Source organism: Enterobacter cloacae complex sp. SHL009, assembly GCF_049237205.1.
GTDB lineage: Bacteria > Pseudomonadota > Gammaproteobacteria > Enterobacterales > Enterobacteriaceae > Enterobacter > Enterobacter cloacae_M.
In genome coordinates this window covers 251518-265169 of the sequence record NZ_JBMKIW010000003.1, presented here as the reverse complement: position 1 = coordinate 265169, position 13652 = coordinate 251518, and the positions used below count along the sequence as shown (strand labels likewise).

Genomic DNA, 13652 nt, shown 5'->3' with positions numbered 1-13652 from the left:
TTTTGCCTTTATCCCGTTTCCCGAAGCGCTATCCAGAAAGCGTGCAACGCGCTGCAACACTCTCAATTCCTCGGATAACGCCTCGTAAAACGAAGAACCGTCGCTCGTCATGTTCACGGCGCTTCGCCACACTCCCGGTATGAAAAAAGAGAACGGTTTTACGCTTATCGAAACGCTGGTCGCGATTTCGCTTGTCGTTATCCTCAGCGCCTCAGGGCTGTACGGCTGGGACAGCTGGCAGCGGCAGCAGCGGCTGTGGCAAACCGCCAGTCAGGTGCGAGATTACCTGCTGTTTCTGCGCAACCATGCCAACCGCTACAACCGCGACCATCAAATTACCCGTCTGCGGGTGGGAGGCATGGATTGTCTGGTGAGCTCTGCCGTGCAAGGCTGTGAGAAGGGCAGTCCCTTTGTGCTGATACCACTCTGGCCTGAGGTCGCGATCGGCGAGGTAACGCCGTCGCTCGCGTTCTATGGATTAAAGGATACGGCATGGGCAGGGCGGATACGCGTTCAAAGCCGCGCGGGAGAATGGCTGATTATTGTCTCAAATGGAGGACGCATCAGGATGTGTAAGGTCTCTGCGGGAGGTTCATGTCGATGAAGCAGCGAGGTTTCTCACTGACTGAAGTTCTGATTGCCACGGCGATTAGCAGCCTTTTGCTGATAAGCGCATCGCGTTTTTTACCCGGCTTGCAGCGTGCGATCTTAGTGCAATCTGGTCAGAGACAACTGGAGGAAGAGGTCTGGCACCACCTGTTTGCTCTGGGCAAACAGCTTCAGCGTGCGGGGTACTGCGCGGGAAACTGTCAGGGACAGGCACTGGTGACAGCCAGGCAAGGAAGTTGCGTCATTGTGCGGTGGGATGCCAACAGTAACGGCAGCTGGGATAACAGCGCATCAGAAAATGACAGCACCGGTTTTCGACTGGAGTCTGGTGCGCTTGAAACCCAGCGTGGAGCGACCTCATGTGAAGGAAAAGGATGGGAAAAGCTCACAGACCCGAACAGGCTTACGATCGCGCATTTTGTGGTGAGGACAGTGGAACATGCCGATTTTGCGCCAGAGGTGAATATCGAACTGGCGGCGATTCGTAAAGGCGAGCAGGGGGAACCCTGGCAGGCGTTGTATACGGTCACGGGGTACAACCTGTGAATCGTCAACGCGGCATGTCTTCGCTGGCGATGGTTCTGCTTTTACTGGTGCTCGGTACCCTGATCCTCACCGGTCTCAATCAGCAGCTCACAACCTTTAGCGCGCTCGTTGGCGGTGAGAAAAGTTCGATTCAGCAGCAGGCGACGGTGCAGTCCGCGCTTGAGTGGGGACGAGTTCAGAGCTGGTCATCGGAGCCACAGGTTCAGTGCAAAATGACACCGGCGTGGCGAGTGTGTTTGCGCCAGTTGAATGGAGCGCGTGTGCTGCTGATTGCCGGAGACAGCGGCCTGCTGCTTTGGCGCTCAGGAGAGATTGTCGACGGGAACGTTCGCTTTTCGCCTCACGGCTGGAGTGATTTTTGTCCCCTTAAGGAGAGCGCGTTATGCCAGCTGCCGTAAACAGAGAAAAAGGGTTTAGCATGGTTGAGGTACTGCTGGCGATGATGCTGCTGGTGATCGTCGTGACGGCTTTGTCCGGTTATCACCGGGCGCTGGCGGCGCGGTTTACCCTATTTAATCAGTATCGCCAGCTCTGGCACCATGCCTGGAATCAGTCTCAGCTCTCAACAAATGTTCTCCCGGCAGGCTGGCAGGCCAGTCGGGGGCAGACAACGCACGCAGGATGTGTCAGCATCACGGTCACACTTATTTCTCCTCTGGGGCGGCGCGGTGAGATAACGCGTCTGCATTGCCCGGTTAGCCAGTAGTCGGGAGCGTCTATGTTAAGGGTCTACCACTCAAATCGTCTGGATGTGCTGGAAGCGCTGATGGAATTTATCGTTGAGCGCGAGCGGCTTGACGATCCTTTTGAGCCTGAAATGGTGCTGGTGCAGAGCACCGGTATGGCACAGTGGCTGCAAATGTCGCTTTCCCGTAAATTTGGCATAGCCGCAAATATTGATTTCCCGCTGCCCGCGAGTTTTATCTGGGAGATGTTTGTGCGCGTGTTGCCGGACATCCCGGAGCAGAGCGCCTTCAACAAACAAGGCATGAGCTGGAAGCTCATGGCGCTGCTGCCGGAAATGCTGCAGCACGATGAATTCGCCATGCTGCGCCACTACCTCAATGACGATACCGATAAGCGCAAGCTGTTCCAGCTGGCGTCGCGTACCGCCGATCTCTACGACCAATACCTTGTTTACCGTTCTGACTGGTTAATTCGTTGGGAAGCGGGCGAGCTGGTTGAAGGGCTACCGGAGGCGCAAATATGGCAGGCACCTCTGTGGAAAGCACTGGTAGAGCATACGGAGAAACTTGGGCAGCCTAAGTGGCATCGTGCCAACCTGTACGAGCGGTTTATCTCAATACTCGAGAATGCCCCGGAGCGCCCGGCCCGACTGCCGTCACGCGTTTTTATCTGCGGGATATCCGCCTTACCGCCTGTTTATCTGAAGGCGTTGAACGCGCTGGGTAAACATATTGATATCCATATTTTGTTCACCAACCCTTGCCGACAGTATTGGGGGGATATCCTCGACGAACGTTGGCTTGCGCGGCTGGTAACTCGCCAACGAAAGCGCCTTTTTGAAGAACGTTCCGTCCCGCTGTTTAAAGACGGCTCGACTGCCGGGCAACTTTTTGATGAAGACGGTATCCAGAACCTGCCCAATCCACTGCTTGCCTCGTGGGGGAAGCTGGGGCGTGACTACATTCACATGCTTTCAGACATCACTTCATCAGGCGAAGGCGACGTGGATGCCTTTGTCGATATTGCCCCTGATAGCCTGCTGCATCATATTCAGCTGGATATCCTCGATCTGGAAAACAGTGCCGTGATGGGCGTGACGGCGAACGAATTCGAACGTAGCGACAGCAAGCGCAAGCTGGATGCTGACGATCGCAGCATCACGATCCACGTTTGCCATAGCCCTCAGCGTGAGGTCGAAGTGCTTCACGACCAGCTGCTGGCGATGCTGCAGGACGATCCCGAACTGACGCCACGCGATATTGTGGTGATGGTGGCGGATATCGACAGCTACAGTCCCTTCATTCAGGCCGTTTTTGGCAGTGCGACGGGCGAGCGATATCTGCCTTACGCTATCTCTGACCGTCGTGCCCGCCAGTCGCATCCGGCACTGCAGGCCTTTATCACTCTGCTTTCACTGCCGGATAGCCGCTTTATCTCCGAAGATGTCCTGGCGTTACTGGATGTTCCCGTGCTGGCTGCACGCTTTAACATCACTGAAGAGGGGCTGCGCTACCTTCGCCAGTGGGTGAACGAATCTGGCGTACGCTGGGGGATCGATGACGATAACGTTCAGGAGTTCGAACTTCCTCCAACCGGGCAGCACACGTGGCGTTTTGGCCTGACGCGTATGCTGCTGGGCTACGCCATGGAGAGCAGTCAGGGCGAGTGGAATGAGGTGCTGCCTTACGATGAGTCCAGCGGGTTAATTGCTGAACTGGTGGGGCATTTAGCGTCACTCCTGATGCAGCTTAACCGCTGGCGACACGAGCTGATGCAGCCGCGTCCGCTTGAAGCGTGGCTTCCGGTTTGCAGGGCATTGCTTAATGATTTTTTCCTGCCAGACAGTGACACCGAAGCGGCAATGGCACTGATTGAAACGCAGTGGCAGGCGATCATCGACGAAGGCGTCAATTCCCACTATCAGGAGGCCATTCCGCTGTCGCTGTTGAGGGATGAGTTGACGCAGCGGCTTGACCAGGAGCGAATCAGCCAGCGTTTCCTGGCAGGCCCCATCAATATTTGCACCCTGATGCCAATGCGTTCTATCCCGTTTAAAGTGGTCTGTTTACTTGGCATGAACGACGGCGTTTATCCGCGCGCGCTGGCGCCGCTGGGGTTCGATTTGATGAGCGCAGATCCAAAGCGGGGCGACCGTAGCCGCCGCGATGATGACCGCTACCTCTTCCTTGAGGCGCTCATTTCCGCCCAGAGTAAGCTATATATCAGCTATATCGGCCGTTCCATTCAGGACAACAGCGAGCGTTTTCCCTCCGTTCTGGTGCAGGAGCTGGTGGACTATATCGGCCAGAGTCACTATCTGCCGGGGGATGAAGAGCGCAACTGCGATGAAAGCGAGAAGAGGGTGAAATCTCATATCACCTGTTTCCACAGCCGCATGCCATTTGACCCGGTGAACTACACGCCCAGCGAGCGCCAGAGCTATGCGCAGGAGTGGTTACCGGCAGCGAAAAAGGAGGGGAGTGCGCATACCGATTTCATACAGGAACTTGATCCGCGCCCTGTCGATACCCTGACCTTCGAACAGCTTCAGCGGTTTTGGGCGCATCCGGTGCGCGCTTTCTTCCAGCAGCGATTGCAGGTCAACTTCCGTTCTGAAGAGAGTGAAATTCCTGATGCAGAACCCTTTACGCTGGAAGGGCTGGAGCGCTACCAGTTAAACCTGCAGCTGTTGAATGCGCTGGTTGAAGAGGAAGATGCTGACAAACTTTATCGCCGCTACCGTGCTGCAGGGCAGCTGCCCTATGGGGCGTTCGGGGAAATTGTGTGGGAGGCGCAGTGTCAGGAGATGACCGCCCTGGCAGAACGCGTAAGAGCGTGCCGACAGCCAGGAAAAAGCATTGAAATCGATCTCAACTGCAATGGTGTACAGCTCACGGGCTGGTTAACCCAGGTTCAGCCGGACGGGCTGCTGCGCTGGCGGCCCTCTATGCTTAGCGTTTCACAGGGTTTGCAACTCTGGCTGGAACATCTTGTCTACAGTGCGGATGGTCATAAAGGTGAAAGTCGGATTTTCGTGCGCAAAGAGGGCGAATGGCGCTTCCCGCCGATGGAGTCTGAGCAGGCGTTACGGTATCTGTCTTTGTACATTGAGGGCTACCGTCAGGGAATGAACAAACCGCTCCTGGTACTGCCGGAAAGTGGCGGCGCCTGGATAAAAGCCTGTTATGACGCACAGAATGATGCGATGTTAACGGATGAGGCGTCACTGCAGAAAGCGCGCAGTAAATTTATGCAGGCCTACGAAGGTAACATGATGGTGCGGGGCGAAGGTGAAGATGTCTGGTATCAGCGCTTATGGCGAACGCTTGAGCCAGAGTACTTTGAGGCCATCACGGAAGAGGCGCAGCGCTACCTGCTGCCGTTGTTTAAATTTAATCAGTCCTGAGCGCTGTATAAAAATTGCGCAGCATGGGGGGTTCATTTATGATGCACTTCTTATCACGGACTGATGTACCCCATAAAGAGATGTTGGCGTGTCCAGCACGCAATGCGTTAATGATGTAGCCGTGATAAAGAGGTAGCACCTTGTTTAAAGCGTTTGTTTTGTTTTTCGCCCTCTGGGTACCTGTCACTCAGGCAGACTCCGGTTGGCAACCCGTTCAGGAAACTATTCGTAAAAGCGAAAAAGATACTCGTCAATATCAGGCTATTCGTCTTGATAACGGCATGACCGTGCTGCTGGTTTCCGATCCGCAGGCGGTGAAGTCCCTCTCGGCATTAGTGGTGCCGGTTGGATCGCTGGAAGATCCTGACGCGCATCCTGGGCTTGCACACTATCTGGAACATATGACGCTGATGGGGTCAAAAAAATACCCGCAGCCAGATAGCCTGTCCGAATTTTTGAAAATGCATGGCGGCAGCCACAATGCCAGTACGGCACCGTACCGCACGGCCTTTTATCTTGAAGTCGAAAATGATGCGCTGGAAGGCGCGGTCGACCGCCTTGCTGATTCCATCGCAGCCCCCCTGCTGGATAAAAAATATGCCGACCGTGAACGTAATGCCGTCAATGCTGAGTTGACCCTTGCCCGCACGCGAGATGGTATGCGCATGGCCCAGGTCAGCGCCGAAACCATCAACCCTGCGCACCCGGGTTCGCGCTTCTCCGGCGGTAACCTGGAGACGTTAAGCGACAAACCGAACAGCCCGGTGCTTGATGCCCTGCACGCGTTTCGCGATAAATACTACTCCGCCAACCTGATGAAAGCGGTCATCTACAGCAATAAACCGTTGCCAGAACTGGCAGGCATGGCGGCTAAAACGTTTGGTCGGGTGCCGAATAAAAATATCGACCTGCCGCAGATAGACGTACCGGTGGTCACGGACGCGCAAAAGGGCATTGTGATCCACTACGTGCCTGCGCTGCCGCGCAAAGTGCTGCGCGTGGAATTCCGCATCGATAACAACACCGCAAAGTTTCGCAGTAAAACCGATGAGCTGGTGACCTACCTGATAGGTAACCGTAGTCCGGGTACGCTTTCTGACTGGCTGCAAAAACAGGGGCTCGTGGAAGGTATTCGCGCCGACTCCGATCCGGTTGTGAACGGCAATAGCGGCGTGCTGGCGATCTCCGCCACCCTGACCGACAAGGGCCTGGCAAACCGTGACGAAGTGGTGGCTGCGATCTTCAGCTACCTCTCTTTACTGCGTGAGAAAGGCGTCGATAAGCGCTACTTTGATGAGCTCGCGCACGTGCTGGATCTCGATTTCCGCTATCCGTCCATTACCCGCGACATGGATTACGTTGAGTGGCTGGCGGATACCATGATCCGCGTGCCGGTGGAACACACCCTCGATGCGGTCAATATTGCCGACCGGTATGATGCCGATGCGGTGAAAGCCCGCCTGGCGATGATGACGCCGGAGAATGCCCGCATCTGGTACATCAGCCCGAACGAACCGCATAACAAGACGGCGTATTTTGTCGATGCTCCTTATCAGGTGGACAAAATCAGCGCACAGACCTTCGCCGACTGGCAGAAGAAGGCCGGGGAGATTGCGTTGAAGCTGCCGGAGCTGAACCCCTATATTCCGGATGACTTCTCGCTGACCAAAACGACTCAAGATTACCCGCACCCGGCGCTAATCGTTGATGAGCCTACCCTGCGCGTGGTGTATACCCCTAGCCGCTATTTCGCAAGCGAGCCAAAGGCCGATGTCAGCGTGGTGCTGCGTAACCCGAAAGCGATGAACAGCGCTAAAAATCAGGTGATGTTCGCGCTCAATGACTATCTCGCCGGGATTGCGCTCGATCAGCTCAGCAACCAGGCGGCCGTGGGTGGGATCAGCTTCTCCACCAACGCCAACAACGGTTTGATGCTCAATGCAAACGGCTATACCCAGCGTTTGCCTCAGCTGTTCCAGGCACTGCTGGAGGGTTATTTCAGCTATACGCCGACGGAAGAGCAGCTTGAGCAGGCCAAATCGTGGTATGCGCAGATGATGGATTCTGCGGAGAAGGGCAAAGCTTACGATCTGGCGCTTATGCCGGCGCAAATGCTGTCGCAAGTTCCTTATTTCCAGCGAGAGGACCGCCGCGCGCTGTTGCCTTCGATCACCTTAAAAGACGTGCTGGCTTACCGTGACGCGCTGAAAACCAACACGCGCCCGGAGTTCCTGATCGTCGGCAACATGAGTGAGGATCAGGCCAAAACCCTGGCAGAGAATGTACGCGCTCAGCTCGGTTCGAAAGGCGACGAGTGGTGCCGAAACCAGGACGTGCTGGTTGAGAAAAAACAGAATGTGATTTTTGAAAAGGCGGGTAACAGCACGGACTCCGCGCTGGCCGCGGTATTTGTGCCAACGGGCTATGATGAATTCGCCAGCTCAGCGCAGAGTGCCGTGCTGGGGCAAATTATTCAGCCGTGGTTCTACAACCAGTTACGCACTGAGGAGCAGCTTGGCTACGCGGTGTTTGCCTTCTCCATGAACGTAGGCCGACAGTGGGGGCTGGGTTTCCTGCTGCAAAGCAGCGATAAACAGCCGGCGTATCTCTGGAAGCGTTACCAGGCCTTCTTCCCGCAGGTGGAAGCGAAACTCCGCGCCATGAAGCCGGAAGAGTTTGCGCAGATCCAGCAGGCCGTCATCGCACAGGTGATGCAGCCGCCGCAGACGCTGGGTGAAGAAGCCTCGCAGCTGAGCAAAGATTTCGATCGCGGTAATCTGAAATTTGATTCGCGTGATAAAGTAGTGGCCGAGATAAAACAGCTGACGCCGCAGAAGGTTGCCGACTTCTTCCATCAGGCGGTCATTAAGCCGCAGGGTATGACCATTCTGTCCCAGGTTTCCGGTAGCCAGAACGGGAAAACGGAGTACGTGAACCCGAAAGGCTGGAAAGTCTGGAAGAGCGTCAGCGCGCTGCAGCAATCTATGCCCTGGAGTAAGAAAGAATGACCGATACCGCTGAGTCCCTTGATCCCTTACGTTTACCTATGCAGGGTGAACGATTGATTGAAGCCTCAGCGGGAACGGGAAAAACCTTCACCATTGCCGCTCTGTACCTGCGTCTGCTGCTGGGGCTTGGCGGCAACGCCGCTTATCCACGCCCTTTGAGCGTGGAAGAGCTGCTGGTGGTGACCTTCACCGAGGCTGCCACCGCTGAGCTGCGGGGTCGTATTCGCAACAATATCCACGAGCTGCGCATCGCCTGTCTGCGTCAGAGCACGGATAACCCCCTCTACGCGAGCCTTCTGGAAGAGATTGCCGATAAGCAACAGGCCGCCCAGTGGCTGCTGCTCGCTGAACGGCAAATGGACGAAGCGTCCGTCTTTACTATTCACGGTTTTTGCCAGCGCATGCTGAGCCTGAATGCGTTCGAGTCCGGCATGCTGTTCGAACAGCAGCTCATTGAAGATGAATCCGTTCTTCGCTATCAGGCGTGCGCGGATTTCTGGCGTCGCCACTGTTATCCTTTAGAGCGCGATATCGCCGAAGCGGTACATGCGCTGTGGAAGGGCCCGGAGGCGCTGCTGCGCGCTATCGATCGTTACCTGCAGGGCGAAGCGCCGGTCATCAAATCCCCGCCGCCAGCGGATGAAACCCTGGCCTCACGGCATGAAAAAATCATCGCGCAAATTGCCGACATCAAGCAAAAATGGATGGAGTCCGTTGGCGAGATTGACGCAATCATCGAAAATTCCGGGATTGACCGACGCAAGTTTAACCGTGGCAACCAGGGAAAATGGATCGACAAGATCAGCGCCTGGGCGCAGGAGGAGACGCGAGGCTACCAGCTCCCGGACGCGCTGGAGAAATTCTCCCGGCGTTTCCTGGTTGAGCGGACCAAATCCGACGGCATTGTGCCTGAGCATCCCCTGTTTGTGGCGATTGAAACCCTGCTGGCTGAGCCCTTAACGCTCAACGATCTGATGATCACTCGCGCCATGACGGAAATTCGCGAAGCCGTCGCGCGTGAAAAACGCCGCCGGGGTGAGCTGGGGTTTGACGACATGCTGAGCCGCCTCGATGCGGCGCTGTGCAGTGAAAATGGCGAAGCGCTTGCCGCCGCGATCCGGACCCGCTTCCCGGTGGCGATGATTGACGAATTTCAGGATACCGACCCTCAACAATACCGCATTTTCCGCCGTATCTGGCGCCAGCAGCCCGGTACCGCGCTGTTGTTAATCGGCGATCCGAAACAGGCCATCTACGCCTTCCGCGGTGCGGATATTTTCACTTACATGAAAGCCCGTAGCGAAGTTGACGCGCACTACACTCTCGATACTAACTGGCGCTCCTCTCCCGGCATGGTGGAAAGCGTCAACGCGCTCTTCAGCCGCATGGATACGGCGTTTATGTTCCGGGAGATCCCGTTTCAGCCGGTAAAGTTTGCCGAGAAAAATGCCTCGTTGCGCTTCGAGTTCAACGGCGAGACGCAGCCTGCCATGAACTTCTGGCTGCTGGACGGGGAAGGCTGCGGCGTTGCCGACTATCAAAATGCCATGGCCCAGCACTGTGCCGCACAAATCCGCGACTGGCTCAGTGCGGGCGCGCACGGTAAAGCGCTGCTGTGGAAGGGGGATAAACCAAACCCGGTAAAGGCATCCGATATCACGGTGCTGGTTCGCAGCCGTCAGGAAGCCGCGCTCATCCGCGACGCCCTGACGTTACTAAATATCCCCTCCGTCTACCTCTCAAACCGCGACAGCGTCTTTGAAACGCTGGAAGCGCAGGAGATGCTATGGCTGCTGCAGGCCGTGCTGGCTCCGGAGCGGGAAAGCACGCTGCGTAGCGCACTGGCGAGCGCGATGCTCGGGCTGAACGCGCGGGATATCGATGCGCTCAACAATGACGAAGCCGCGTGGGATGCCGTGGTGGAAGAGTTTGTTCGCTACCGCGAAAAATGGCAGAAGCGTGGAGTCATGGCGATGGTGCGCGAGCTCATGGCACAGCGCCACATTGCCGAGAATATGCTGGCGACAGCAGGCGGCGAGCGCCGTTTGACCGATATTTTACATATCAGCGAACTGCTGCAGGAAGCCGGTACGCAGCTGGAGAGCGAACACGCCCTCGTGCGCTGGCTGGCGCAGCAGATTGCCGATCCGAACAGTAATTCGTCCAGCCAGCAGATGCGCCTTGAGAGTGATAAACATCTGGTGCAGATCGTCACCATTCACAAGTCGAAAGGCCTGGAATATCCGCTGGTCTGGCTGCCGTTTATCGCCAATTATCGCGTGCAGGATCAGGCCTTTTACCACGATCGCGAATCTTTTGAGGCGGTGCTCGATCTCAGCAACGCGGAGTCCAGCGTTGAGCTGGCCGAAGCCGAGCGTCTGGCGGAAGACCTGCGCCTGCTTTACGTGGCGCTGACCCGTTCGGTCTGGCACTGCAGCCTGGGCATTGCGCCTCTGTTCCGTCGCCGTGGCGAAAAGACCGGGGAGAGCGATTTTCATCTGAGCGCGCTGGGGCGGCTTATTCAGCATGGTGAACCCAAAGACGCGGCGGGCCTGCGCCAGTGCATCGAATCTCTTTGCACAGAGCATGTTGCCCTGCATATTCCGTCGCAGCCCGACAACAGCCGCTGGCAGATGCCGGAGCTGGGTGAGTCAGAGCTCCATGCCCGCCAGGTTGTACGTACCATTGCCGACGACTGGCGCGTCACCAGCTACTCCGGTTTGCAGCAGCACGGGCAGAGTATTGCGCAGGATCTGATGCCAAAACTGGACGTAGATGCCGCAGGAGCCGGTAGCGTACCTGTTGAGCCAGTGCTCACGCCGCACCAGTTCCCGCGCGGCGCCTCGCCGGGCACGTTTTTGCACAGCCTGTTTGAAGAGCTGGATTTTACCCAGCCGGTATCGGAAGAGTGGGTGCTGAAGATGTTACAGAGTGGCGGCTACGAGGCACAGTGGCAGCCGGTTCTCACCGACTGGATCCGCGCGGTACTGCACGCGCCGCTCACGACGCAGGGGATCTCGCTGAACCAGTTGACCGCCAAAGATAAGCAGGTGGAGATGGAGTTTTATCTCCCCATCGCCAGCCCGCTCAGGGCCGAAGCGCTTGATGCGCTGATCCGCGAGTACGATCCGTTATCCGCCGGATGTCCGCCGCTGAACTTCCGTCAGGTGCAGGGGATGCTCAAAGGCTTTATCGACCTGGTTTTCCGCCACGAAGGGCGCTACTACCTGCTGGATTACAAATCAAACTGGCTGGGTGAAAGCAGCGAAGCCTACACCCAGGACGCGATGGCCTCGGCAATGCAAATGCATCGCTACGATCTGCAGTACCAGCTTTACACCCTTGCGCTGCACCGTTACCTGCGCCATCGCATGGCCGATTACCGCTACGAAGCGCATTTTGGCGGCGTAATTTACCTGTTCCTGCGCGGAGTGGATGCTAACGACCCGCATTCCGGCGTCTTTAGCACGCGTCCGGCTGCGGAACTGATTGAAAAAATGGATAACCTGTTTGCTGCAGGCACGGAGGAGGTGGCATGACGATGCAGGCGCTACTGCTGGACGCGGTTGAACAACGATTATTGCGTCACCTGGATGTGCAGTTCGCCATGATGGTGGCAGGCGAGGAGCCGGCCGTCATGCTGGCCGCCGCCATTCTGAGTAAAGACGCGGGGGAAGGGCACGTATGTCTGCCGCTGTCGCGTCTGGCGGTGGATGAGAAAATGCCTCCGGCTTTACAGGCGTGTTTCGCGCTGCTGGGGGACGCAGTGGACTGGCAGGAGATATTACTCGGTTCGCCTGCCGTGAGCGGAGCCGATACCGGGACGCCAATGATCCTTGTCGGCGAGCGTTTGTATCTTAACCGGCTGTGGTGTAACGAACTGACGGTAGCGCGCTTCTTCAGCGAGACCAACGCCCCGCTTCCCTGCGATGAAGCGCAGCTCCGGCAAACGCTGGATACGCTGTTTACCGCTGACGACGCGACAGACTGGCAGAAAGTGGCGGCAGCCGTGGCCTTAACGCGACGGATCTCGGTGATTTCTGGCGGTCCGGGCACCGGTAAAACGACCACCGTGGCAAAACTGCTTGCTGCGCTGATTCAGCTCTCGGGTGAGCAAAAGTGCCGTATTCGCCTGGCGGCTCCCACCGGTAAAGCGGCGGCGCGTCTGACGGAGTCGTTAGGCGGCGCGCTGCAAAAGCTGCCGCTAACCGGGGAGCAGCTTGCGCTTTTCCCCAATGAAGCCAGCACGCTGCACCGTTTGCTTGGCGCACAGCCGGGTAGCCAGCGTCTGCGCTATCATGCCGGTAATCCATTGCACCTTGACGTGCTGGTGGTGGATGAAGCGTCGATGATTGACCTGACTATGATGTCGCGTTTGATCGATGCGCTACCGCCGCACGCGCGTGTCATTTTCCTCGGCGATCGCGACCAGCTTGCCTCCGTTGAGGCGGGAGCCGTATTGGGGGATATCTGCACCTATGCCAGCCTGGGATATACCGCTGAACGCGCGCAGGAGTTAGCCCGTCTCACCGGATGTTCGCTCACCTCTGAAAACCATTCGCTGGCAGGGGCGCTGCGCGACAGCCTGTGTCTGCTGCAAAAAAGCTACCGTTTCGGCAGCGACTCCGGCATCGGCCAGCTTGCGGCAGCGGTGAACCGGGGCGACCGGCGCACCACCACTGCGGTGTTTGACGGTACCTTTACGGATATAGAGAAAAAATCGCTGCAAAGCGGGGAAGAGTATCAGGCGATGCTGGACGACGCCCTGCAGGGGTACCAGCACTTTCTGACGGGCGTACAACAGCAAAGTACGCCGGAGCAGGTCATTGCCGCGTTTGGCGAGTATCAGCTGCTCTGTGCGCTGAGGGAAGGCCCCTTTGGCGTCCGGGGTCTCAACGACAGGCTGGAACAGCTGCTGGCGCAAAAACGCAAAATTAACCGTACCCCGCACTCGCGCTGGTATGAAGGGCGACCGGTGATGATCTCCCGCAACGACAGCGCGCTGGGGTTGTTTAACGGGGATATCGGGATTGCGCTCGACTGCGGTCAGGGCCTGCGCGTCTGGTTCCAGATGCCGGACGGGAGCGTGAAGTCCTTCCAGCCCAGCCGTTTACCCGAGCATGAAACCGCCTGGGCGATGACGGTGCATAAATCCCAGGGCTCCGAGTTTAACCATGCGGCGCTGATCCTGCCCACGCAGCTTTCACCCGTCGTTACCCGCGAGCTGATCTATACCGCCATTACGCGCGCGCGTCAGCGCCTGTCGCTCTATACCGATGAACGGGTGCTGGTGCAGGCGATCGCCACCCGAACGGAACGCCGAAGCGGGCTGGGCGCGATATTTGAGTCACTCTGAACAACGCCAGACATCCAGGCCGGGTACGCGCAGCGCTACC

At 57.2% G+C, this 13652-nt stretch carries 8 protein-coding genes; all 8 read left to right on the top strand.

Annotated elements, in window-relative coordinates; genetic code table 11:
• The first annotated feature begins 139 nt into the window (after window positions 1-139).
• On the top strand, window positions 140-604 hold the full coding sequence (locus ACOTZC_RS09995) for a prepilin peptidase-dependent protein (RefSeq protein WP_045355583.1): 465 nt from the start codon (window positions 140-142) through the stop codon (window positions 602-604).
• A complete protein-coding gene (locus ACOTZC_RS09990) occupies window positions 595-1155 on the top strand; it encodes a prepilin peptidase-dependent protein (protein WP_126303065.1) in 561 nt (186 codons plus the stop codon). The genes ACOTZC_RS09995 and ACOTZC_RS09990 overlap by 10 nt, the downstream gene beginning before the upstream one ends.
• Window positions 1152-1553, top strand: coding sequence for a DUF2509 family protein (locus ACOTZC_RS09985; RefSeq protein WP_045404600.1), 402 nt, complete (start codon window positions 1152-1154; stop codon window positions 1551-1553). Before ACOTZC_RS09990 ends, ACOTZC_RS09985 begins: the two co-directional genes overlap by 4 nt.
• Complete coding sequence (locus tag ACOTZC_RS09980) at window positions 1538-1861, top strand: prepilin-type N-terminal cleavage/methylation domain-containing protein (RefSeq protein ID WP_023309042.1); 324 nt, start codon at window positions 1538-1540, stop codon at window positions 1859-1861. Before ACOTZC_RS09985 ends, ACOTZC_RS09980 begins: the two co-directional genes overlap by 16 nt.
• Before the next feature lie 12 nt (window positions 1862-1873).
• Window positions 1874-5248, top strand: a complete 3375-nt coding sequence (recC, locus tag ACOTZC_RS09975) for an exodeoxyribonuclease V subunit gamma (protein WP_126303064.1) — start codon at window positions 1874-1876, stop codon at window positions 5246-5248.
• Between the two features lie 140 nt (window positions 5249-5388).
• Complete coding sequence (gene ptrA / locus ACOTZC_RS09970; protein WP_045404597.1) at window positions 5389-8256, top strand: pitrilysin; 2868 nt, start codon at window positions 5389-5391, stop codon at window positions 8254-8256.
• Window positions 8253-11795: an exodeoxyribonuclease V subunit beta gene (gene recB / locus ACOTZC_RS09965; protein WP_421635749.1), complete on the top strand. Its 3543-nt coding sequence runs from the start codon at window positions 8253-8255 to the stop codon at window positions 11793-11795. The genes ptrA and recB overlap by 4 nt, the downstream gene beginning before the upstream one ends.
• Complete coding sequence (gene recD, locus ACOTZC_RS09960) at window positions 11792-13612, top strand: exodeoxyribonuclease V subunit alpha (protein ID WP_045404592.1); 1821 nt, start codon at window positions 11792-11794, stop codon at window positions 13610-13612. The genes recB and recD overlap by 4 nt, the downstream gene beginning before the upstream one ends.
• Window positions 13613-13652: the final 40 nt, after the last annotated feature.

Excerpts from the sequence above, each read along its gene's own strand:
- ACOTZC_RS09995 (WP_045355583.1), top strand. The coding sequence starts at position 140 with ATGAAAAAAGAGAACGGTTTTACGCTTATCGAAACGCTGGTCGCGATT.
- ACOTZC_RS09990 (WP_126303065.1), top strand. The coding sequence starts at position 595 with ATGTCGATGAAGCAGCGAGGTTTCTCACTGACTGAAGTTCTGATTGCC.
- ACOTZC_RS09980 (WP_023309042.1), top strand. The coding sequence starts at position 1,538 with ATGCCAGCTGCCGTAAACAGAGAAAAAGGGTTTAGCATGGTTGAGGTA.
- recC (WP_126303064.1), top strand. The coding sequence starts at position 1,874 with ATGTTAAGGGTCTACCACTCAAATCGTCTGGATGTGCTGGAAGCGCTG.
- recB (WP_421635749.1), top strand. The coding sequence starts at position 8,253 with ATGACCGATACCGCTGAGTCCCTTGATCCCTTACGTTTACCTATGCAG.
- recD (WP_045404592.1), top strand. The coding sequence starts at position 11,792 with ATGACGATGCAGGCGCTACTGCTGGACGCGGTTGAACAACGATTATTG.